The sequence below is a fragment of the Chloroflexus sp. genome, assembly GCF_056331925.1.
Genome location: NZ_JBWGQH010000009.1, coordinates 47,493 through 71,686, shown reverse-complemented (window position 1 = coordinate 71,686; position 24,194 = coordinate 47,493). Strand labels below are relative to the sequence as shown.

The 24,194-nt window shown below is 56.4% G+C and carries 17 protein-coding genes; 9 read left to right on the top strand and 8 right to left on the bottom strand.

The genetic code is table 11. From position 1 onward, the window contains the following. Window positions 1-77: 77 nt before the first annotated feature. From AC01ZF_RS06630 to AC01ZF_RS06620, 3 genes are all read right to left on the bottom strand, one after another. Window positions 78-2,474 carry an ATP-binding protein gene (locus AC01ZF_RS06630; protein ID WP_424674860.1) on the bottom strand — a complete coding sequence of 799 codons (2,397 nt, stop codon included), beginning with the start codon at window positions 2,472-2,474 and terminating at the stop codon, window positions 78-80. 261 nt (window positions 2,475-2,735) lie between these two features. After that, on the bottom strand, window positions 2,736-3,662 hold the full coding sequence (locus tag AC01ZF_RS06625; protein ID WP_428112229.1) for an HhH-GPD family protein: 927 nt from the start codon (window positions 3,660-3,662) through the stop codon (window positions 2,736-2,738). 16 nt (window positions 3,663-3,678) lie between these two features. Continuing rightward, window positions 3,679-6,048, bottom strand: coding sequence for a RelA/SpoT family protein (locus AC01ZF_RS06620; RefSeq protein WP_424674862.1), 2,370 nt, complete (start codon window positions 6,046-6,048; stop codon window positions 3,679-3,681). A gap of 462 nt (window positions 6,049-6,510) precedes the next feature. Between AC01ZF_RS06620 and AC01ZF_RS06615 the strand changes: the two genes are divergently transcribed. The 5 genes from AC01ZF_RS06615 to AC01ZF_RS06595 all read left to right on the top strand — a co-directional run bounded on the left by AC01ZF_RS06615 (window position 6,511) and on the right by AC01ZF_RS06595 (window position 12,748). After that, window positions 6,511-8,121: a gamma-glutamyltransferase family protein gene (locus AC01ZF_RS06615; RefSeq protein ID WP_424674863.1), complete on the top strand. Its 1,611-nt coding sequence runs from the start codon at window positions 6,511-6,513 to the stop codon at window positions 8,119-8,121. 32 nt (window positions 8,122-8,153) lie between these two features. Continuing rightward, a complete protein-coding gene (locus AC01ZF_RS06610) occupies window positions 8,154-9,668 on the top strand; it encodes an acyl--CoA ligase (protein ID WP_424674864.1) in 1,515 nt (504 codons plus the stop codon). 199 nt (window positions 9,669-9,867) lie between these two features. After that, window positions 9,868-10,824, top strand: a complete 957-nt coding sequence (gene coaA, locus AC01ZF_RS06605; RefSeq protein ID WP_424674865.1) for a type I pantothenate kinase — start codon at window positions 9,868-9,870, stop codon at window positions 10,822-10,824. A 24-nt stretch (window positions 10,825-10,848) separates the two neighbouring features. Further along, on the top strand, window positions 10,849-11,829 hold the full coding sequence (locus tag AC01ZF_RS06600; protein ID WP_424674866.1) for a 2-dehydropantoate 2-reductase: 981 nt from the start codon (window positions 10,849-10,851) through the stop codon (window positions 11,827-11,829). 49 nt (window positions 11,830-11,878) lie between these two features. Beyond that, entirely contained in the window at window positions 11,879-12,748 is an 870-nt protein-coding gene (locus AC01ZF_RS06595) for an ABC transporter permease (protein ID WP_424674867.1), read from the top strand. A 6-nt stretch (window positions 12,749-12,754) separates the two neighbouring features. Here the strand turns inward: AC01ZF_RS06595 and AC01ZF_RS06590 are convergent, their stop codons facing one another. From AC01ZF_RS06590 to alr, 4 genes are all read right to left on the bottom strand, one after another. After that, entirely contained in the window at window positions 12,755-13,594 is an 840-nt protein-coding gene (locus tag AC01ZF_RS06590) for an alpha/beta fold hydrolase (RefSeq protein WP_424674868.1), read from the bottom strand. Window positions 13,595-13,654: 60 nt separating this feature from the next. Beyond that, window positions 13,655-15,922: a polyribonucleotide nucleotidyltransferase gene (gene pnp / locus AC01ZF_RS06585; protein WP_428112234.1), complete on the bottom strand. Its 2,268-nt coding sequence runs from the start codon at window positions 15,920-15,922 to the stop codon at window positions 13,655-13,657. Window positions 15,923-16,157: 235 nt separating this feature from the next. Next, entirely contained in the window at window positions 16,158-16,427 is a 270-nt protein-coding gene (rpsO, locus tag AC01ZF_RS06580; RefSeq protein WP_015941250.1) for a 30S ribosomal protein S15, read from the bottom strand. A gap of 114 nt (window positions 16,428-16,541) precedes the next feature. Beyond that, window positions 16,542-18,977 (bottom strand): alanine racemase, encoded by a 2,436-nt coding sequence (gene alr, locus AC01ZF_RS06575; RefSeq protein WP_476575224.1) that lies wholly within the window; start codon window positions 18,975-18,977, stop codon window positions 16,542-16,544. A 59-nt stretch (window positions 18,978-19,036) separates the two neighbouring features. Here alr and AC01ZF_RS06570 point away from each other — a divergent pair, with 59 nt between their 5' ends. The 4 genes from AC01ZF_RS06570 to AC01ZF_RS06555 all read left to right on the top strand — a co-directional run bounded on the left by AC01ZF_RS06570 (window position 19,037) and on the right by AC01ZF_RS06555 (window position 23,118). Further along, window positions 19,037-19,978 (top strand): DMT family transporter, encoded by a 942-nt coding sequence (locus tag AC01ZF_RS06570; RefSeq protein ID WP_428112238.1) that lies wholly within the window; start codon window positions 19,037-19,039, stop codon window positions 19,976-19,978. A 15-nt stretch (window positions 19,979-19,993) separates the two neighbouring features. Then, a complete protein-coding gene (locus AC01ZF_RS06565) occupies window positions 19,994-21,082 on the top strand; it encodes a dipeptide epimerase (RefSeq protein WP_424674872.1) in 1,089 nt (362 codons plus the stop codon). A gap of 217 nt (window positions 21,083-21,299) precedes the next feature. Beyond that, window positions 21,300-21,884 carry an ANTAR domain-containing response regulator gene (locus tag AC01ZF_RS06560; RefSeq protein ID WP_424674873.1) on the top strand — a complete coding sequence of 195 codons (585 nt, stop codon included), beginning with the start codon at window positions 21,300-21,302 and terminating at the stop codon, window positions 21,882-21,884. Between the two features lie 67 nt (window positions 21,885-21,951). Beyond that, window positions 21,952-23,118, top strand: coding sequence for a sugar phosphate nucleotidyltransferase (locus tag AC01ZF_RS06555; RefSeq protein WP_424674874.1), 1,167 nt, complete (start codon window positions 21,952-21,954; stop codon window positions 23,116-23,118). A gap of 53 nt (window positions 23,119-23,171) precedes the next feature. Here AC01ZF_RS06555 and AC01ZF_RS06550 read toward each other — a convergent pair whose 3' ends face one another. Next, window positions 23,172-24,146, bottom strand: coding sequence for an ABC transporter ATP-binding protein (locus AC01ZF_RS06550; RefSeq protein WP_424674875.1), 975 nt, complete (start codon window positions 24,144-24,146; stop codon window positions 23,172-23,174). Window positions 24,147-24,194 lie beyond the last annotated feature (48 nt).

Genomic DNA, 24,194 nt, shown 5'->3' with positions numbered 1-24,194 from the left:
TCTGCGCTCCGCACCGTTAAAGCCGTTCTACCACCTGCGGGAGAAATCCGATTACTGCCTTTACTCACGCTATCTTTTCAGCGCCGCAATTCCGGTTCGGCAATTCCGGTCAACGACCGACGCGCACGTTCACGATCATGATACGCCGACTGCACGGTAGCCATTAACTCGTCGGCGGCAAAGGGCTTTCGGAGCACAGCATACGCACCACTGGCCGCCATGGCCGCTACCTGATCAGGCTCAACTTGGCCCGTAAAGAGAATTATCGTTGCTGTGGGGTCGTATGTGCGTAAAACATTCAGGAGGCTGATCCCATCGAGTTCGGGCATCACCACGTCGCTCAAGACAATATCGAAGGGGTTGGCATTGTAAATCTCGATGGCCTCGGCACTCCGCGCACAATAGGTAACATGATGACCGGCCTGTTCGAGCAGATTGCTTAGTGTACGCGCCGCTGCTTCGTCGTCATCGATCACCAGTATGCGCAGGGCGGGGATCGGCACACTTACCGGCTCTGCCACTTCCTCTTGGATAATCGGCAACCAAATCGTCATTGTGGTACCTTTGCCGACTTCACTCTCGACTTCAAAGCGACCGTTGTGGTTCTGGACGATCCCATATGACACGGCCAAGCCCAAACCGGTCCCCGATTGACTAGCGGTGCTGTTTTTGGTGGTGACAAACGGTTGAAAAATCCGGCGGCGAATGGCTTCGGGAATACCACAACCGGTATCTGCAACCTGCAACATAATCCATTCACCTTCGGCTTTCAGGGTCACGGTCAGCGTGCCTCCCTTGGGTTTCATCGCATCACGGGCATTGGTAAGCAGGTTGAGGAACACTTGCGAGATTTGACCGGCATCGCAGATAGTAGGCGGGACTACCTCGATCTGGCGCACCACTCGCACACTGTGTTTGCGCAAGTCAATCTCCATCAGTGTCAGTGTACCCTCAACCACTTCGCGGAGATCCGACAATTCACGCCGCGAATCGCGTCGGCGGGCAAAGGTGAGCAGACTTCCGGTAATACTGCGACCGCGCTTGCACGTATCGAGCACAACCTTCAATGCCTCATTCTTCATATCAACGTCGTTGTCGGCCAGACCGAGCTGAGCATAACCCAACATGCCCGACAGCAAATTATTGAACTCGTGGGCAATGCTGGCAGCAAACGTACCAACGGCAGCAAGCTTCGCCGAGCGGCCTAGCTCACTTTGCGACTCTTGCCAACGACGGAAGAGACGGGCATTGTGAATCACCGCCGCTGCGTGCCGAGCAAACGCAGCCAACAACCGCTGTTCTTCTTCTTTTAGGCTGCGTACCGTCTCAAACGCCAAACAAACGGCGCCGAGCGGCTGTTGCTCATCGAGCAACGGTAACAGAATAATGGCTTGCCACGGCGATTGTTGGGTCAGCGCCGGTACCGGCCCCAGTGATTGCACATGCTGATCGGTGAAGAGGGTAACGCGCCGCCGTTCGAGTGCTGTTTCATAGCTGTGCGGTAGGGGGATGGGTTGTGGACCAAGCCCTGCGGTCGGGACCGGCAAGTGGTGCGAGGCAACCAATTGGAGCCGGCCTTGCTCATCGTAGAGCGTAACCCACGCACTGTCGGCCTCCATCAGCGCACTCAACCGCTCACCCAGCAGGTTGAGCATCGTCGGTACATCACGACTGGTCATCAGTGATACGACCAGACTCTGCAAATGGTCGCTCTGACGCGACAACATCAGCAACCGTTCATTAGCGCTGCGCAATTGCGTGTCGGCGATGGTCAATGCCTCTTCAAGTTTATGCTGCCGACGTAAACTGATTTGAACCATCGCCAGCGGGGCGATCCCAAGGGCAAAGGCCCATATCTCTTGTTGCCAGAGGATGGCCAGCATCCCCCCCAACGGGGCAAAAATCAGAGCATACCAACCCGCATCATCAAGCCGTAGTTGAAAGACCTCCGATAACTGTTTGCCGGTCAAGGGTACTGCCAAACTCACACTGGCGAGTCGATCAATCAGATAAATGACCAGCCCGCTCCCGATTAAGCCAAACAGAGCTGCCGGTGAAGCGATGTTCGCGCTATAGACCGGTTGCTGGACAAAGATCATCAAGACGATGCTACCGGCAGTCAGTGCGATCCAACGTACTGCCGCTAGTGCAATTGCCTGCCACCAAGTCATAGCCCGCGCCAACGAGCCGGCAATCGCACCGATCGCTACGGCCAGCAAAAATAGCGGCCACGGCAGAATGATCATGCCGGCTATCAGCAACACCAACGTTACCGCCAATGGACGGTCGTTTTGGCGCACGATGGTCAACGCTTCAAAGATGGTCAAGCCAACGGCAAACAGCGTCGCCGCAAGCCAGGCGGCAAGATCAAGCGGTATTGGTGGTGCCAAGAGGGTTGAAATGACACCTACTAACACCGCAGCGCCAACTAAGCCAATGAGCGATCCACGTAAGGGTAGTGGAACGGTTTGCATGCAAGCGTCTCCTTATTCAGAGCCGCTAGACGAGCCGAAGTACGGCGTTCAGCGAGTCAATTGAACGACATATACTACCTAGTATATCTACTATCGCACTAAACGTAAGCAACGACCATCATACGACTTGTTGTCATTGTGATGAAGTTTTTGTCATAGGGTAGCGAGAGGCAGGTTCGTACACGTAATGACCGAGCGGAGATTCCCACACCGACCCGATGCAACAGCGAAGACGTATCCTCATCACCCGACAATCGCAACTCACTGCGGCAAGCACACCCCTTCCTCGGTCATCACCAGCAACCCATCGCGGGCCAAATCGGCCACCAGTCCTTGTAACCAGGGTTCGTGATCGGGGGTAAAGTCGGCGCGTATCCGTTCTCCTAAGATCGGCAACGGTAATACTTCACCGGCGGGCAGCTCGCGCAGTACAGCGATGATTCTGCCACGGTACCAACGGCGTGACCCGACAAATGGCTCAGGAGTGCGCGATTCGGCGACTCGCTTAAGCGGCGGTGACATCATTGTCGCAACCAGCGCCGCATCATCGGCAATCGCAGTGGCATAGGACCGGCAATAGCTACGGATTGGGCAGCGCCAACACGCCGGGTTCGTCGACGTACAGATTAAAGCACCCAACTCCATAATCGCCTGATTCCATGTCCAACCCTGTCCCGGCGGAATCAGAGCCGCAGCGTGTGCCAACAACTCCCCGTCGGAGGGCGTGGCTCGGTCATCGGGACCAACGCACAATCGTCGCACCACCCGGCGAATATTGGTATCGAGAAAGGCCACATCCTGCTCAAAAGCAAAACAGGCTATCGCGCCAGCAGTATAAGGGCCAATACCGGGCAATGCGCGCAGATCGGCCACTGCCGACGGCACCTGCCCCCCATACTGCTCCATAATCACTTGAGCGGCCCGTTGCAGATTCACCGCACGCCGATTGTAGCCCAGCCCAGCCCACAACCGGATCACTTCGGCGGTCGGCGCGGCGGCCAAGGCGGCTACGGTAGGAAACGCGCTGAGAAATGCCTGATACTTGGGAATTACCCGGTCGACTTGCGTCTGTTGCAGCATCACTTCGGCGACCATAACCGCATACGGATCGCGAGTTCGTCGCCAAGGCAAGTCACGGGCGGAGGAATGAAACCAGCGGAGCAGATCGGAACGGATTTGCTCAATCATGCCCAATCGGTTGGTGCTACGTTTTGCGATATACGTCGATTACGTCAGGAATGCGGTTGAGTTTTTCGATGAGCGGTGACAGTTGGGTCATCGATTGTAGCGCAACCGTGACATTCAAGACCGTGCGTCCATTCGCTCGGCGTTTGCCGTGATTAACATCGGTGATATTAATCCCGGCCTCAGCAATCACGTTAGAAATATCACGCCACAAACCAACCCGATCCCACGCCTCAATCCGTAGTGGCACCGGGAATTGCTGATTCGACCCCGTCGCGCTGCCCCAGCAAACCGGCATGAGCCGTTCACGCTCGGTAGTACTGAGATGCTGAATAGTTCGGCAATCGGCACGATGGACGGTAACACCGCGGCCACGAGTTGTAAAACCGATAATTGGCTCACCAAACACCGGATTGCAACAACGTGCGATGCGTGAAGGTATCTTCACGTTTTTATCGAGATAGATTTCACCGTTAGCACTGACGCGCGCCGAGGGCTGGGTGGGCGTCGGCACAGCGACCGATTCGGGCACCGTCTCCTGCGAGGCCAACAACTTCTGCACGAGAGTCCGCTCGTTGAGGTCGTCAACCCCGATTTGGTAAAAGAGATCCTCAACTGAGCGCACCGTCGGCCCGGCCAACTCAACCAGCTTCTCAAAGCTCACATGGGTCAGCCCAACGCGCTTTAACTCTTTCTCCAGCATCTCCCGCCCAGCAGCGATATTCTCTTCGCGTTCGAGCCGGCGGAAGTAGCGCTTGATGTGATTGCGCGCCGAGGGAGTCTTCACGATCCGAAGCCAGTCGCGGCTTGGCCCACGTGGCGTCTTCGCGGTCAGAATCTCGACGATTTCGCCGCTGTGCAACTCATAATCGAGCGGCACCATCCGATCGTTGACTTTGGCGCCAATGCAATTGTGCCCAACTTCAGAGTGAATACGATAGGCAAAATCGATCGGGGTGGAACCCTCGGGCAGATCGATAATCTTTCCTTTTGGTGTAAATACAAACACGCGCTCTTCAAACTCGGCGCGCAGCATGTCGATAAATTCGCTGTCGGTCGTCTCATTGCGCCACGAGATCAACTCTCGCAACCAGCGAATTTTATTTTCATAATCTTTATCACTACGAGTATTAAAACCCTCTTTGTAGCGCCAGTGTGCAGCGATCCCGTGCTCGGCTTCTTCATGCATTTTGCGCGAGCGGATCTGCACTTCGCAATGTAGCCCCTCCGGCAAAATCACGGTAGTATGGATCGAGCGATACGAACTTTCTTTAGGGGCAGCGATGTAGTCGTCAAATTCTTGCATCACCGGCGTCCAGTTCATCTTACTATGGACAACACCCAGCGCCTGGTAGCAAGCCCCCACGTCGTTGTTGGGATCATCGACAATAATGCGCACGGCCAGTTGGTCGTAGATACGCTCAAGCGGCACCCCTTTGCGCTCCATCTTGCGCCAAATCGAATAGATGTGTTTTGATCGTCCGGTGACTTCAGCCTTGATCCCTTCGCGCGCCAAGGCCTCCTTCAACTGCGCTATCACCCGTTGCACGATCCGATCGCGCGCCTCTTTACGCATGGCTAGCCCACGTGCTATCTCTTGATACCGGTCGGGGTGCAAGACTTTAAACGCGAGATCTTCCAACTCCGACTTCATCTGCCACATACCGAGACGGTGTGCGAGCGGTGCGTAGATGTCGAGCGTCTCACGGGCTACTCGCTGCTGTTTGTTGGGGGGCGTCGCATGGATCGTGCGCATGTTGTGCAGGCGGTCGGCCAATTTGATCAGCACGACCCGCGGATCGTCAGCCGAAGCGATAATTAACTTACGGTAGGTGCCGGCCTGTATCTCCTCTTTCGTTTTATTTTCGTAACCGGAAAGTTTAGTAACGCCGTCAACCAAATTCGCGACTTGTTTGCCGAAAAAGCGCTCGATCACCTCAATCGGAACACCGGTATCTTCGACCACATCGTGCAACAGCGCGGCAGCAATCGATTCGGTATCGAGCCGTAAATCGAGCAAAATGATCGCAACTTCAATTGGATGATCGATGTAGGGCTGGCCCGATTGGCGTCGTTGGCCTTCGTGGGCAACAGCGGCGAGAGCGTAGGCGCGGCGGATGAGATCGAAATCGGCGGAGGGGAGGTATTCGCGGTGGCGATAAATAAGCGCTTCAACCGATGGCGAGTGATAGGCACTGATAAAATCGGCCTGTACCGTTTCGAGCGATGCTTGACACCCCCGACGTTTTTGTTGCTCAACAATGAGGAGCATAACGTTGTGCTGTAACAGGAGATCGGCTGGAGGGGGAAGTTCATCACGCGACGTTGGACGATCCGGTGCGTCTGTAATTGTATCGGGGGATTGATCGGTAGTTATTACATCGTCCATGATAGCCGCTCCTTGATGTAGGCGATTTGCGAGCCATCACCAAGACAAACCCGCACGTTTGGTTGAAGTCCCCGGTATCTATCTGCAATGCTCGCATCGTTGGCTAACAATGGCCTACCACTCGTTACGAGGACGGGTGAGTGTTCCTCGATTATAGTTGCATCGGTTACGACATCTGATCAAAAACGCCCGGCGTGCAACGCCAGGCCGCATCCTTTCACAACGATCATCAGCGATCACAACCAATTGTCTCTCTATGTTAGGATAACACCGGCTAACAGGTATGTCAAGCTGACGCATTGTTTCAAGACGAAAAATATTGCATCTCCCACAAATACTGTCGGTATCATGACTGCTCTGCCGTTCCCCGCCGTATCTGACCAGCTGTCAGACACCTCTGGTATTCGTTGTATAATCAAATATCTCATTCGTGGTGTGTCTTGTGTGCAAAGGAGCCTTGCCATGGATCTTAACCTGCACCACTTTCCCTATCCTGGGCGCCGGGTGCCGGTTATTGCCGAACGCGGTATCGTTGCCAGCAGCCATCCTTTAGCCTCACAAGCTGGGATGCAGATCCTCCAGTCCGGCGGGAACGCGGTTGATGCCGCCATCGCGACCGCCGCCGCCTTGACAGTGCTTGAGCCGACGTCAAACGGACTAGGTGGAGACGGGTTTGCCCTCATTTGGGCCGGTGATACCCTGTACGGTATCAATGGGTCAGGCGCTGCTCCCGCCGGTCTATCGGCAGAGGTGTTAGCGGCAGCCGGTTATCAGGAGATGCCAATGTATGGCTGGTGGCCGGTGACCGTACCAGGAGTGGTGCGGTTGTGGGGCGACATGCACGCACGGTTTGGACGGTTGCCCCTTGCACAGGTATTGGCACCGGCAATCAGCTATGCCGAAGATGGCGCGCCGGTACCACCGATGGTCGCCTATTTCTGGGCACGTGGTGTAGCAGCCGCTCATATCCGTCGTGGCCCTGAGTTTGAGGGTTTTTTACCTACGTTCAGCATTGATGGCCGTGCGCCACGTCCCGGCGAACGCTTTGTCAGTCCCGGCCACGCCCGCACACTGCGGCTCATTGCCCGCCACGGTACTGATGTGTTTTACCAAGGCGAGATTGCTGAATCGATTGACCGCTTCGCGCGCGCAACCGGCGGATTGTTGCGGGCAACCGATCTGGTTAGTCACCGTTCGGAATGGGTGAAACCGATTAGCATCCATTATCGTGGCTATACCGTTCACGAAATTCCACCCAACGGGCAAGGGATCGCGGCGCTGATGGCGCTGGGTATTCTCGATCACGTTGATCTGAACCGCTGGCCGCGGGAGTCGGCAGCCTCATTCCATTGGCAGATTGAAGCAATGAAGCTGGCCTTTGCCGATGCCTTCGCCTATGTTGCCGACCCGGCAAAAGTTGCCATACCGGTCAACGAAATGCTCAATCGTGAGCGATTGGCAGCGCGTCGGCAGTTGATCGGTGAACGCGCCCAAAGCTATGGGCCGGCTGCTTTACCGCAAGGTGGCACCGTCTATTTTGCAACGGCTGACCGCGATGGGATGATGGTGAGCATGATTCAATCGACCTATATGGGTTTTGGTTCAGGCGTGGTTGTACCGGAATACGGCATCGCGCTGCATAATCGTGGCTATGGGTTCGTGCTCGATCCCGATCATCCTAATCGGGTTGCGCCGGGCAAGCGTCCGTTCCATACCATTATTCCCGGCTTTTTGAGTAAAAACGGTTTACCCATCGGTCCCTTTGGCGTTATGGGTGCCCATATGCAGCCCCAAGGTCACGTGCAAGTGATCGTCAACACCCTCGATTACGGCTTGCATCCGCAAGCGGCGCTCGATGCCCCGCGCTGGCGTTGGGAACGCGACGGTACCTTACGGCTCGAATTGGAGACCCCGCGCCACGTGATCGAGGGCCTCACCGCTCGTGGTCATCAGGTGGTGGTTGAGAGTGAATTGGGCGGATTTGGTCGTGGACAGGTCATCTGGCGGCTGGCGAGTGGTAGTTATGTAGCCGGGACGGAGCCACGGTGCGATGGGTTGGCAATCGGTTGGTAGATATGTGTGGACTGGCAGGAGTAAGAGACAAGATGAATACCCGTAGGGCAACCCTCTTTGATCTGATACACGCCGGTGCTCCTGGCGATCCGGCTTTGATTATGCCAGATGGTCCGATATGGACATTTGCCGATCTCCGTTCACAGGTCGAGCAATTGGTCGCCTGGTTGCAACACCATGGCCTCGGACGTGGTGACCGAATCGCGATAGCGCTTGGGAATGGGCCGGCTATGGCGATCACCTTTTTGGCCGCTGCTACCGCAGCAACGGCAGCGCCGCTGAATCCTAAGTATCGTCGTGATGAGTTTGCCTTCTACTACGAAGACACCAATGCCCGCGCCCTCATTGTTCCCCCTGGTGAAGGTGAAGAGGCCCGCGCTGCGTTACGTCCAGGCATGATCTTGATCGAAGCCGCTCTCGATGCCACCGGTCACCTCACCTTCACAACCACCGACACCGCCGGTTCGCCGCGGCGTGATGGTGTTGCTGAACCAGACGATGTTGCCATGATCTTGCATACGAGTGGGACAACCAGCCGACCAAAGCGGGTTCCCATCCGTCACCGTAACCTGGTCGCTTCGACGAATAATATCATCGCGACCTATCAGCTTAGTCCCGCCGACCGTTCGCTGTGTGTGATGCCACTCTTCCATATTCACGGTATCGTTGCATCACTGCTTAGTCAATTGGCTGCCGGTGGTGCCGTGGTCTGCCCCCCTGGGTTCGATGGTCTTAAGTTCTGGAGCTGGGTCGAGCAAACTCGACCCACGTGGTACTCGGCAGTTCCGACAATGCATCAAGTACTGCTGGCCCGGGCCGAACGTAACGCTACACTTATCGCCACGCACCGGTTCCGTTTCATCCGCTCATCGAGTGCGCCGTTGCCGCCGGTGGTGATGGAACGCATGGAAGCGGTCTTTGGCGCGCCGGTCCTCGAAAGCTACGGGATGACCGAAGCCTCTCATCAGATGACCTCCAACCCCTTGCCACCCGGTCGACGTAAACCCGGTTCGGTTGGGATTGGCTTCGGGGTCGACGTGGGAATCATGGACGACAACGGTCAGTTTCTGCCGAACGGGGTTAGGGGTGAAGTGGTAGTGCGTGGGCCAAACGTCGTTGATGGGTACGAAAACAACCCGGAAGCGAATGCCACCGCTTTCGTCAACGGTTGGTTCCGCACCGGCGATCAGGGGTATCTGGATGAAGATGGTTATCTGTGTCTGACCGGTCGGATCAAGGAACTGATCAATCGCGGTGGCGAGAAGATTTCTCCACTCGAAATCGACGATGTGCTACTCCGTCATCCGGCAGTCGCCGAGGCATTAGCTTTTGCCGTACCGCATGTAACCCTTGGAGAAGAGGTGCATGCAGCAGTGGTGCTGCGTGAAGGGATGAGCGCAAGCGAGCGTGAATTGCGCGATCACTGCGCTCGCCTGCTGGCAGATTTCAAGGTACCACGCGCCATCCATATTCTGAGTGCGTTGCCGCGCGGCGCTACCGGTAAGCTGCAACGGATCACTATGGCGAAGACTTTAGGCTTAACATAATGAAAGCACCAACAGCCTATCGGGGTATATTATGTTGACCGCACGTGCAACCCAACATATACAGCGGTAGGCTGTATACGACACCATCATTTGTATCAGAAGTGCGGTATCATACAACAGTTAGCGCTTCGTGAATGCGCCCGTCACAGACAACAACTCTGCCGGCCACCGACTCCGGCGTACCCAAACAGGAAGTGGCATGATCCCCAAGCCTAAACTGGAACAGCGTCTTTCACCATACCTGAGTTTTTCACGCGCAGAATGGTCAGCGTTACGCAACGGCACTCCATTGCCACTTAGTGCCGATGAACTCGACTCTCTCGTGAGCCTGAACGATAGCGTCTCGATCGAGGATGTTGCCGACATTTATCTGCCGTTAGTGCGCCTCCTCCAACTCTACTACGACAATGCCACCCGTTTGTACCAAGCAACCAGCACATTTTTTGGCTCGGCGACAGCCCGCGTGCCTTATGTGATTGGGATAGCCGGCAGTGTTGCCGTAGGTAAGAGCAGCACCGCCCGTATTCTCCAGGCATTACTCTCGCGCAGTCCTTATCACCTTAAGGTCGATCTGATAACCACCGATGGCTTTCTTTATCCCAACCGCGTCTTACAAGAACGGGGAATCATGCACCGAAAGGGCTTCCCGGAGAGCTACGACCGACGACGCTTGTTGAAATTCATGGCCGATATTAAGTCAGGCTACGGCCCCGTCTTCGCGCCGGTCTATTCACACCTGATCTACGATATTGTGCCCGATCAATTCCAAGTAGTCGATCATCCCGATGTGCTGATCGTTGAAGGCTTGAATGTCTTGCAGCGTGGCATGAATACGCGGCGTGAACCACAGCTCTACGTATCGGATTTCTTTGACTTTGCGATCTACGTTGATGCTAATGAACGCGACCTTGAACAATGGTACATTGAACGGTTTTTGCGTTTGCGTCAGACCGCCTTCCGCGATCCGTCGTCTTATTTTCGTCGTTACGCCGATCTGAGCGAGATCGAAGCCATTGCGACCGCACAGCGTATCTGGCGCGAGATTAATTATGTTAACCTCAAGCAAAACATCGAGCCGACGCGCTGGAGCGCTGACCTCATTCTCGTGAAAGGTCCACGCCACGAACTCGAGCGCGTCTATTTGCGTAAGTTGTAAGTGATAGATACAGGTAAGGAGACTATGCGGATTTGTATTGTGGGAGCCGGCGCAATCGGTGGCTGGCTAGGGGCAAAACTGATGCAGGCCGGTGCTGAGGTCACACTCATTGCGCGTGGAGCACATTTGGCCGCTATACAAACGCATGGCGTCACGATCGTGTACGGTGATGGTCGGCGCGAGGTGGTCCGTCCAACACTCGCCACCGATGATATGACCGTCGCCGGCCCACACGATATGGTTATCGTAACGGTCAAGGCCCACTCGTTAACGAAGCTCGTCGCACCGATGCGCGCCCTGTACGGCCCTGATACGGCGGTGGTCTTTGCCCAAAACGGGATTCCGTGGTGGTACTTCTTTCGGCATGGTGGTCCCTACGAAGGGCGCCGAATCGAAGCAGTTGATCCCGGTGGGGTGATTGCTGCCCATACCGAAATCGAACGGGTCATCGGTTGCGTGGTCTATCCGGCAGCCATCATCGAGCAGCCCGGCGTCATTCGGCATATTGAAGGGAATCGATTCACGCTCGGCGAACCCGATGGTAGTCGGAGCGAACGCACACGGCGTCTCAGTCAACTGCTCGCAGCGGCAGGTTTACGCGCCCCGGTCAAAACCGATATTCGCAATGAAATCTGGCTCAAACTGTGGGGTAATCTCTCGCTCAACCCAATTAGTGCCTTGACCCGCGCCACCCTCGACCGGATTATTGCCGATCGAGGCACCCATACCCTCGCCGCAACGATGATGGCTGAGGCTCAGCAAGTGGCGGAAGCACTCGGTGTACGGTTTCTCGTCTCTATCGAGCAACGTCTTCAGATGGCCGCAGAGATCGGAGCACACAAAACTTCGATGTTGCAGGATATTGAGGCCAAGCGCCCGACCGAGATTGATGCCCTGTTGGGTGCAGTGGTCGAATTAGCCGATCTGACCGGTGTTCCTGCCCCGACGATTCGGGCTATCTACGCCGTAACATCGTTACTCGACCGCGTTAATTGTGGTTCGTAACGACCGTGGGATCATGCGATTGCAGAGTCACACCGATCAAGGAACATCCATGAACGATCTGATTGCTAACCCTGTATTAACCCGTGAACTGTTTGGCCGGATTCGCGGACGCAATGCATGGTTGATTCTTACCGCGTATCTGACCATTATCGGTGCGATTACCTTGCTGATCTACGCCGTCTTCGTCACTTCGGCCAGCCTGAACGATCCCAATACGTCAGGAATTATCGGCAAAACTATCTTCTTTACGGTGATGATCGCAGCCTTGATCCAAGTCTGTTTTCTCTCACCATCGCTAACTGCCGGCGCGATTGTCGGCGAAAAAGAGCGCCAGACCTACGATCTGTTGATGACCTCACTCTTATCACCCTGGCAAATTGTGACCGGCAAGTTGATTTCGGCGATTGCCTTTGCGCTCCTTTTGATTATGGCCTCTTTACCGATCGCCGGTTTTGCCCTTATCTTCGGTGGTGTCACGGCCCAAGAATTGCTGATTGGGGTGGTCGGTCTCTTGGTGACGGCGGTGAGTTACGCAGCAATCGGACTCTTTTGGTCAACGGTGATGCACTCGACATTAGGCGCAACGGTGACGGCGCAAGGTACCGTGATAGCCATTCTGTTGCTGGTACCGTTCCTCTTTTTCGTAATTTCTACCTTGGTCGGCGCCTTTAACGGTGCGCCAACCCCACTGTATGTCTACACCATGGGGTTATTTCTCTGCCTGCACCCATTTATCGCGCTCGGTATCACGGCAACCAGTCTCGAAACCGGTTCTGGGATCTGGTTGTGGAGCGTGCCCTCATCGGTGGGTGATTTGACCGTACCGTCGCCATGGCTGGTCTATACAGGGCTGGCCCTGCTCATCACCGGTGTTGCCCTAGCATCGGCGATCCATCGGATCAAACCGAGCGAAGCGTAGTCCAACCTACAACCGCTGCACCCAATCGGCAATAATCGCTGCCACGTCGCCGGGTCGTTCCATCGGCAACATGTGTCCGGCCTCCACTTCGGCCAGCGTGGCGTGGGGAACCACCCGCCGTAGTCGTTTCCAGACCGAATCGGTTATCAACTCAGAACGTGTCCCACGCACAATCAGGAGCGGTCGTTGCAACCGGCGTAAATCACGCCACGCATCGATTGGTGATGAAGCGAAGATGTGTGATTCCCAACGTTTGGGCCACGCGAGCGTGTAGCCATTGCCGTGCGGACGGAGGCCACCATTGAGATAGCCCTCAAGCGCATCGGGGGTAAAATCGGCAAAGACACCACGCCCTTGCCAACGCTGCCGTGCCTCATCGATGCTGGCAAAATGGTCACGACGGCGCAATGCACCTTGAGCGAGGGGAAAACGATACCCTTGCCCACTTTTACGCAACAGCCAGATCAGCACTTGCAGACGGCGACGGAAGAGCACTGGATCAATGAGCACCAATCCCTGGAACAGATCGGGACGCGCGACAGCGGCATAGAGGGTTAAGATTCCGCCCAGTGAATGGCCGATCCCAACGACCGGCTGAGACGCGACCGCCTGCAAATCGGTGACCAGTTCGGCAGCCAAATCGCGCCATGTCCCTCCCGGTTCCGCGTCACCATCGACGCGCAACGGACGTGGCCGGTAGCCGATAATGCGCCCCAAAGGCGCTAAGCCGGCGGCGAGAGGGACATAGGCTTCCGGTGGAAAGCCATTGGCCGGCGCGATATGGATGAGACGGGGGCCATAACCCCCGATCTCACGATAGATTGCTGCAGCGGAGTGTGTGATCATCGCTGTGGTTATGTGGCAAGACGAAGATGACGTAAACCCGATGACCAAATGCTCGTGACGTTACTCATCACGCCGCCGCGGACGCGGGCGTTCACCATCACGGCGTGGCCCACGTAACTCTTCACGCAAACTACGCGGCTCGTCACGACTACCACGCTGTTCCTCGCGAGGACGTGGGCGGGGGGCTGCTCCGGCTGCCTTGCGTGCTTCAGGTGTCTCGCCGGTGAGTACCGCGCGTCGGCTCAGACTGATCTTGCCGGTATTACGGTCAATGTCAATCACCATCACGTTGATCTCATCACCAAGCGAGACCACGTCCTCGACATTCTCTACCCGCTTCTCGTCAAGCTCTGACACGTGTACCATGCCGTCCTTACCCGGTAGAATGTTGACAAAGGCACCGAACGGCTTAATACTCACCACTTTACCGAGGAAAATATCACCAACTTTCGCCTCACGGGTAAGGCCCTCGATCATACTGATTGCCTTCTTAGCGGCCTCACCATCAGGTGCAGTAATAAAGACACGCCCGTCGTCTTCGATATCGATCTGCGCACCAGTTGTATCACAGATGTTGCGGATCGTCTTGCCACCAGGACCGATCAGCGCGCCGATCTTATCCACCGGAATCTGGATCGTCATAATACGTGGCGCATAGATCGACAACTCTGGGCGAGGCGCGCTAATCACCGCGTTCATCTTCTCCAGGATAAACAACCGACCGGCGCGGGCCTGCGCAAACGCCTGCCGCATAATCTCGTAGGTGATCCCGGTCGTCTTAATATCCATCTGCAAACCGGTCACACCGTTGGCCGTCCCGGCTACTTTAAAGTCCATATCGCCGAGTGCATCCTCGATCCCCTGAATATCGGTCAGCACCCGCCAGCGCCCATCTTCGCCGGTAATGAGGCCCATTGCCACACCGGCCACCGGTGCCTTGATCGGCACCCCGGCATCCATCAGGCTGAGCGACGAACCGCAGACCGAGGCCATCGACGATGAACCGTTTGAGGAGAGGACTTCGGAGACGAGCCGGATCGTATACGGGAACTCCTCTTCGCTCGGCAACACCGCGTACAACGAACGTTCGGCGAGCGCGCCGTGGCCAATATCGCGCCGGCGCGGCGTACCGAGGCGGCGGATCTCACCGGTGCTAAACGGCGGAAAGTTGTAGTGGTGAATGTAGCGTTTCGTCGTCTCGATCCCAAGATCATCGACTTTCTGCTCATCACCCGGTGAGCCAAGCGTCGTAATAGTAAGCACCTGGGTTTGACCACGAGTAAAGACGGCTGAGCCGTGAACTCGTGGTACGACCCCAATCTCGATGCTGATCGGGCGAATCTCATCAAGAGCGCGGCCATCAACGCGGATACCTTCATCGAGGATCGCGTTGCGCACCTCATCTTTCAGTAACTTCTCGAACGCCTTGCTCACCTCTTTGATGCGGTTGGGTATCTCTTCTTCCGGCTCATCGGCGGTAAAGTGAGCGATTACCTCCGCCTTTAGCGCTTCGGTCTGAGCCTCACGATCCTGCTTCACCGGGCTGCGCACGGCTTTGCGCAACCGGTCACCCATCCATGCACTGATAGACTCTTCGAGTGAGGTATCAACTACGGGTGGGGTGAAAGGCCGTTTGGGCTTACCGCAGAGCTGCACTAGTTGCTCTTGCAATTCGCAGATTTGCTTGCAGACGGCGTGACCTTCGATGACCGCCTGGAGCATCTCATCTTCGCTCAGCTCATACGCACCGGCTTCGACCATCAGCACCGCATCCTTAGTACCGGCAACCACCAGATCGAGTCGACTCTTTTCGATCTCCCCCATCTTTGGGTTCACCACCAACTTACCGTCGAGATGACCCATCTGCACCGCCCCAACCGGACCGGCGAAGGGAATATCGCTAATCGCCAGTGCTGCCGAAGCGGCAATAATCGCCAGCGGGCCGGGATCATTTTCCATATCGATGGAAAAGGTGGTAATGATCACTTGTACTTCGTTGGAGAAGCCCTTAGGAAAGAGCGGACGAAGCGGGCGGTCGGTTAACCGTGAAATAAGAATTGCGGTCGTAGTCGGTCGGCCTTCACGCTTGAAGAAATTAGCCGGAATCTTGCCCACCGCGTACATCTTCTCTTCGTAATCGACGGTGAGCGGGAAGAAATCGGTACCCTCACGAGCCTCTTTGGCACATACGACGGTGGCCAGTAACATTGTATCACCGTAACGCGCCACCACAGCACCATCTGCTTGCTCGGCAAACCGACCCGCTTCGAGGGTCAGGGTACGGCCGGCAATTTCAGCGCTGACCGTATAAATCTGCCGTTCTGTCATACGTCGTTCTTACTCCTGCCTAGCGGGGCGCACCGATGCGCCCACCTGTTTTCAGATAGCCGCATTGTATCGGCCTTGGCGCGGAGTTCGGCACTGGCGTATACGCACCTATCGTATACGCATACGCCAATCCCGAACCACCGCGCCTCACAACTGACAAGCAAAGAGCGCCGGGCGGCAGATGCCGCTGGCGCCCTCTGTGACCTATCTCATACTGACGGTTGCCTCTATCATACTAGCGGCGCAGACCGAGGCTATTAATCACCTTGCGGTAACGCTCGCGATCCTTAGACTGGAGATAATTGAGCAGCCGTCGTCGTCGCCCGACAAGTTTGAGCAACCCACGCCGTGAATGGTGATCGTGGATGTGGACACGCAGATGCTCGATAAGCTGGTTAATGCGCTCGGTCAAGAGAGCAACCTGTACTTCGGGCGAACCGGTATCTGTCTCGTGCAGTTGATAATTGTTGATGATCTGTGATTTTTCTTCTTTCTCAAGCGCCACGAGCGGTTCCTCCTCGTGTAATCGCGCACGGGCCGGCGCAGCCCGGCGTTCCTTATATAGTCATCGCCATTATAACATAATCGTTGTGTTTTGCCAACTTATGTCGCGCACGTGTTATCCGATTTCGCGCGGTACCCGTGGCAAGATACCGGTCAGCACTTCGTAGCTGATGGTACCAAGCCACCCGGCAATCTCATCAACACCGATCACCTCCTCACCCTGCCGACCGATGATGGTCACCGGATCGCCCCGTTGCACACCGGGAATATCGGTGACATCGACCATGGCGTAGTCCATACAGATCCGTCCGACAATTGGCGCCCGGCGACCGCGAATGAGCACTTCACGCCACGCCGGCGAACGGCGCAGTCCGTCGGCGTAACCGACCGGTATGGTAGCGATGCGCGATGGACGTGAAGTGACGTAGGCGCCACCATACGAGATGGGAGTTCCGGCAGGGTGTTCACGGACCTGCGCTACTTCACTGTAGAAGCTTAATGCCGGGTGCATACCGGATAAAAGCGGCACCACCGGGCTTGGCGCGATCCCATAACACGCCAAACCGGGTCGCACCATGTCGAAGTAGGTCATCGGAAAGCGGAGGGTAGCCGCACTATTGGCGGCATGCACGAGCGGTGGACGCAAACCGGCCGCAGTAATTTCGGCCAGAACGGTTTGCAAGAGACGCAACTGGTGTTTGGTCGGCTCCGGATCGGCTTCGTCGGCGCGGGCAAAGTGGGTGTAGAGACCAACCGGCTCGATACCGGGTAGGTCACGTAGGTAATGGAGGAATGGGCCAACGGCAGCAGGCGGTAATCCTAGCCGAGCCATACCGGTATCTACTTTGATATGCACACGTGCTGAACGACCGAGTTCGAGCGCAGCAGTACTGAGCGCCTGTGCCGTGTCGTCATCGAACAGCGTGACCATCAGATCCAGCCGGATTGCTTCGGCCACTTGCCACGGCGGTGTGTAGCCCAACACCAGGATCGGCGCGCTAATGCCTTGCGCACGTAAGCTACGACCTTCACCAACCGTGGCCACTGCTAACATCTCGGCGCCTGCCGCTAACGCTGCCCGTGCGACCCGAGCAGCCCCGTGACCGTAGCCATCACCTTTTAGCACCACCATGAGCGGTACGCCTGCATGATGCCGTAACGCGCGCACATTATCGGCGATAGCGGTCAGGTCAAGATACACCCACGTCGGACGCCCCGGATCGCCGATCCGTACACTGCGCCACGCCGGTTCTTGCCGTACAAGACAATCCGCCGGTAGTTCGTCATCGGCCAGCAGTGGTGCAATAACTTGTTCAAGACGTTCACCGGCGCCACCACAGACCAAAACCAGATCGCCGGCCCCACGTTCGCTTGGGAGCGACATTTGCGCAGCAGTATTGGTATCAACCACGTGAATGGGGATGGTCGGCTTGACCAAACGTGCCGCGTGTACCATGGTGGCAGCCCCCGTTCCCTTGAGGACGAGATAATCGGCGCTGCGTGCGGCTTGCCCACCAAGCTCACTCAACATCGGTGTCGGGTCGATGGCCGGCAGTTCAGCCGGCGTACCCAAGACGGCAATTCGCCGTTGCGCCGGTAGCGCCGCCAATGTTTGTAAAGCAGCCATCATCGCCGGCAATGTTGCATTAAAACTATCATCAAGGATCATCTCGCCATTTTTGCCCCGCAGTGGGCGCAAGCGTCCGGCAGGCGGTTCGAGCCGGGTCAAGGCATATTGGATAGATTCGGGTGATATATGGTAGTACAAACCGACCGCTATCGCCGCTAGCGCAGCACTCACGCCGGGTGGACCGAACAATGGGGTGAAGACCGGCAATTCAAGCCCCGGTCCACGTGCGATGAAGGTCACGCCATCACGCCGGAAGCTGATGTCGGTTGCACGTATAGCAAACTCATCGGCAAGGATATAGCAATCGTCGGCTGGAGCAGTGAGCACGCTAGCTCCATGTTGTTGCAACAACGCCACTGCCTGCGGATCAGCCCCCGGTGTGATCACAGCAAGATGCGGAGGAAACGCAGCAACCAATGGAGCGAGATGCTCACCGGCAAACTCCAGCACTGCATAACGATCATGAGTGCGTAAACGAGCGAGCGCGATGGGTAAGCCCAACAACGAATTGAAATTGCGCCGACTCTGAAAAGTGGGCGCAAGCTGCGCGAGCACTGCGGCAATGGCTCGCCGGGCGAGTGTCTTGCCGATACCGCCGGTGACGGCAACCACCGTTGGGTGTAATGCGCGGAGCCGATTGCTCGCCCAACGCAAGAGGACAGTCTGTGGATCAGAACAGACGATCACGGTTGCATTATCGGCAGCGTGCGGCGGACGACGACATAACACACCACGGGCGCCGGCAGCCAGCGCCGCCGGAATGTAGTCGTGGCCGTCGGCACGGGCGGTGCGGATGGCAATAAAGCACTCCCCGGGTGCAGTTAAGCGCGAGTCATAACTCCAATCGGTAAAGGTGTCGGTGACGGATGGGCCAACCAGTGTACCACCTGCATCCAACAGTTCGGCGAGTGTGATGGTCATACCCGACTCCTCGCTATGGGTAATCATTCGTCAAGTCAACTTTTGCTATAATACTCGTTATGAGTAATCCATCTGCCGCTACTGCCACCACTCGCACCGGAGTCACTTGGTTCTGGCTCATGGTAGCCCTCTTTGCCCACACCGGCTGGGGTGCCTACCCCGTGCTCGCTCGCTATTTGCAAACGATTAGCCATCTGCCGAGTATGGCCATCTTGACGCTGGGCAATGCCTTAGCACTGCTCGTCTACTTGCCGTTTGCTTACCGCTACATTGACTGTACCGTCTGGCGCACACCCATCATCTGGCTCTTCGCACTGGTGGTCAGTGTGCGCGCCATGACCAATCTGACCTCCGCCCGCTTTACGCTCGCGATCTATGTGCAACTGATCACGCTCCTCACCCCACTGATCGTTGCTCTCCTCAGCAAACTGTTCTTTCACGAGCGATTACCGCCGTTGACCTTACCGGCAATTGGGTTTTCACTCATCGGTTCGGTATTGCTGATGAGTAGCGATCTCCATCGTGGTGCAGTGTTACAATTGACCACTGGTGATCTGATCGGAATTGCGATAGCGTTGGTTTCGGCCTGTGCGCTCGCGCTTTATATGATCCTTGTACCACGAGCGACTGCTGCCGGCCAAGTCCGAGCCGAAGCGATGTTACTCATTCAACTGATCGCGTTGACTATCACGTGCGGTGCGATGAGTATACTGTTGGGCGAACAGTGGCAACAGTTTACCGTCATTGGTTACGTAGACTGGCTGGTTTTTGCGGCATTCGTGATCTTTGTCCTTCTTGGCGCGAACCTTGGTCAGATTGTCGCGTTGCGTCAGCTCGGTGCGCCGCTGGTGAGCAGTACCATGGGTTGGCGCTTGATCAGCGCGCTGGGCTTAGCCGCGCTGCTTCTCGGTGAACAGTTGCAGAATGGGTGGCAAATATTAGGCGCGATGATCGTGGTAGCTACCATTACCGTATATGTGCGTCGGCAGTATCGGGTCTGAGATTGGCAGTGCAGTATGGAGACTACCATCCGTTCGATTACGGTCACCCCACTCAACATCCCGTTGCGCAGTCCCTTTGGCATTGCCGGTGGTGTGCAAGCGATTGCCGACAATTTATTGGTAACTCTCGAATTGCAGGGCGGGATCCGCGGCTATGGCGAAGCCGCGCCGTTTCCGGCGTTTAATGGTGAGACGCAAGCCGATGCACTGGCTGCTATTGAAACGGTGCGCACGGCAATCGAGGGCGCCGATGTACGTGAATGGCGGGCAATTGCCGCACTCTTGCGCGAACGGATCGGCGATTATGGTTCGGCCCGTTGCGCTCTCGAAACTGCCCTCCTCGACGCACTAACCCGCTTCTATCGCATACCACTGTACGTCTTTTTCGGTGGCGCCGGTCAGACGCTCGAAACCGATATGACCATCACGACCGGCACAGTCGAGGCAGCAGCCATCGCAGCCCTTGACATTCTGGCACGGGGCATCCGCCAGATCAAGGTAAAGATCAGTGGCAGTGATCTCCGGCACGATCTTGCCCGGATTACCGCTATTCGTGCTGTGGCTCCTGACGCCCCCCTCATACTCGACGGTAACGGTGGTTTAAGCGCCGAGACAATGCTCGAATTGCTCGGTGCGCTACGCTTGCAACAGATCGTACCGGTCCTCATCGAGCAGCCAGTACCGGCAGATGACTGGGTCGGGATGCGCCAGTTGGTGCAGTGGGGCGGTAGCCCCGTCGCCGCCGATGAGATGGCTACGAGTGCATTGCGTGTGCTGCGCATTGCGCACGAGCGCGCCGCCGATGTTATCAACATTAAACTGATGAAGACCGGTGTAGTCGAGGCGCTCGAGATGGCAGCGATTGCGCGTGCTGCCGGTCTCGGCTTGATGATCGGTGGGATGGTCGAGTCGATCCTCGCAATGACGATGTCGGCCCATTTTGCCGCCGGTTTGGGTGGTTTTCGCTTTGTTGATCTCGACACACCTCTCTTTTTAGCCGAAAATCCATTCCACGGCGGGTTTCAAATGCGTGGCGGTGTGATCGATCTGAGCCACATTACCGCCGGCCACGGCGTCGAACCGATAGTGATGGTCAACGGCTGATAATCCACGCCGATAGCACATCCCCGTGAATGAAGCAACGCTCTTGTACGAGCCGTACCCCACACGCTTGTTCCTCTTGTCCATGACACATTAGGCAATTCAGCTATAGCCCTCGCTACACCTGTACGTTATACTTGCATAAGAATAGCCAGCCGCATTGTTGCCACCTACTCTGCACCGTTGCAGTGATAGGTGCGTATTATTGTTAGGAGCATGCATGACAGCGCGACTCTTGATTGCCGATGATGAAATATCGATCCGGCAAGGCCTGCGTGACGCACTACTCGCGCACGGCTATGTGATTGTCGGTGAAGCGCTGGATGGTCAGCAAGCCGTAGCAATGACCCGCCAACTGCGGCCTGATCTTGTCCTACTTGATGACAAAATGCCGCTCCTCGATGGCCTTGAAGCGGCAACCGTTATCTCTCGCGAAAGCCTGGCGCCGGTCGTCTTGCTAACGAGTTCACCATCGCACGAGGTGATCGATAGGGCACGACGTGCGGGTGTGTTTGGCTACTTGATAAAGCCATTTCGCGATACCGAATTAATGCCGCACATTGAGGTGGTGCTGGCCCGCTGGAACGTCTATCAGAAGCGCCGCAACGAGATGATTGCGCTACGTAACCGTCTCGATACCCGCACAGAGATCGATCGTGCGAAAGCCTTGCTCATTGAACGGCATGGTCTCAGTGAAATCGAAGCCTTTCGCCGGATTCAGCAACTGGCAATGCGTACCCGCAAGACGATGCGTGAAGTGGCTCAGGCCATCTTGTTGACCGACCAACTGGCGGATCATAGCTAAAGACATCGCGCGGCGACATCCCTCATGGTATCCTGAAGAGCGGAGCATTCCGTAGGAGGAGGATGCCATGCCTGCTGCACGCCATGCCGTCATCTTAGTCGCCGGTGCATCAACCCGCACTCGTCCACTCACCGATCACCGTCCTAAACCACTTATTCCGCTCTTAGGCCGACCACTTCTTGCCCACATCCTCGATGAACTGGTCGGCTTGGTTGAACGGGTAACCTTGGTCGTCGGCTATCGAGCCGAACAGCTCATAGCCGCGTTCGGAGATACGTATCGCGGGATGACACTACATTACGTTCACCAAACCGAGATCAACGGTACGGCGGGAGCACTCCTAGCCGCCGCCCCCATCGACGAACCGTTCTACCTGCTTTACGGCGATAATCTGATCGACCGTGCCGATGTCATAGGAGTCGGTCGCTATCGGTATGCCGTGGCCGGCCTCCCGGTGGCCGATCCGCGTTCATTTGGTATCCTCGATGTCCAGGACGGCCTCGTCTATCGGATCATCGAAAAACCGACCGATCCACCACCGGATGCACTCGCCAACCCCGGCATTTACCACTTTGATGAGGAAGTCTTCCCACTCCTTCGCCAGATTGTTCCCTCGCCGCGTGGCGAACTCGAACTGACCGATCTCATCGCATTGTTGTCCGCTCACCACCCGGTAGCTTGCCATGTCTGCACCGGATACTGGATTCCGGTTGGAACACCGTGGGAAGCTCTTTTAGCAGCCCGCTTCTTGCTCGCACGGATGGCCCAGGTCAGATCAGAGCCGTATGTTGCCGTCAATGCGCGAGTTGATGAGCACGCCGAGCTTGAGGGTGCGGTTGTGGTCGGTGAAGGTGCGGTGATTGATGCCCAGGCCCGAATCGTCGGACCGACGGTCATCGGGCAGAACGCCGTCATTGGACCGGGCGCGTTGGTCATTGCGTCGGCCATCGAGAGCGGCGCAACTATTAGCGCCGGCGCAATGATCGGTGGCTCAGTCATCGGAGTAAAGGCCATTGTCGGTGCGTCAGCCGCCATCAGTCATTCGTGGCTCGACGATGAAGCACAGGTTGGTCACCACGCCGTGCTTGAATCGTTTGCGACTGCCACCCAACCGGCTGCTGTAGTCAACAACCTCCTCACGCCCGCCGATTTACGCACGCGCGGAGCCATTATCGCCGCCAGAGCAGTCGTTGCCCCACAGACGGTGATACCACCGGAGAGCATCGTCCGCTAATCACAGGACGGCAACCGGTCATCAGATAACAGAACCTGACCGGTTGTCGAGAGCTACACCGGCTGACCAAACACCTCACCGATAATCTCCTCAATCGGTGGTTCGGCAATATTCACATCGGCCACCGGCAGTTCTGCCAACAGGCGAGCACCGATGCGAGTCGTCTCGTGACGGGCCACCTTTAACTCTACTTCCAACCCATCGATCCGCTGCACCTCACCATACTGAGCCAACATCTCAACCGCAACTGGCTCACTCAAGACCAGGTGAATCATTTTGTGCGGGGCCATCTGCTCTACCATACTCTGGAGATTACCATCGTAGAGCAAACGTCCGTGGTTGATCACAATCACCCGCCGGCAGAGTGCCGTCACATCGGCCATGTAGTGACTGGTCAACAGCACCGTCGCGCCATAGCGCCGGTTATACTCGGCAACAAACTCACGCACGCGCGCCTGCATCGTTACATCAAGGCCAATCGTCGGCTCATCGAGGAAGAGCACTTTTGGGCGATGGAGCAGGGCAGCGGCCAATTCACACTTCATCCGCTCACCCAAACTCAACTTACGTACCTGCTTATTGAGCAAATCACCCAGCTCAAGCAGGTCGATCAACTCGTTCAATGTACGGCGATATTCGGCGAGTGGCACCTCAAAAATGACTCGATTCACTTCAAAGGTCTCGATGGCCGGCAGATCCCACAGCAACTGCTGTTTTTGCCCCATCACCAACGTAATCTGTTTTAGAAACGCCGTCTGCCGGGCAAACGGCGTGAACCCGAGCACACGAACTTCACCGGCCGTCGGATGGAGCAAGCCGGCCAACACTTTGAGCGTCGTTGTCTTACCGGCTCCATTCGGGCCGAGAAAACCGACCATTTCACCGGCAGCAATGGTGAAATCGATCCCATCGACCGCTTTCACCGTCTCGTAGTGACGGCTCACAAATGCACGGAGCGACCCGAGCAGTCCGGCCTCTTTGCGATGGACTTGGTAGTATTTGCGCAGGCCGCGAACTTCAATTGACATACTTCATCCCCTCGCTGCACAGGATGAATCACAGCAAGCACCGGCAAG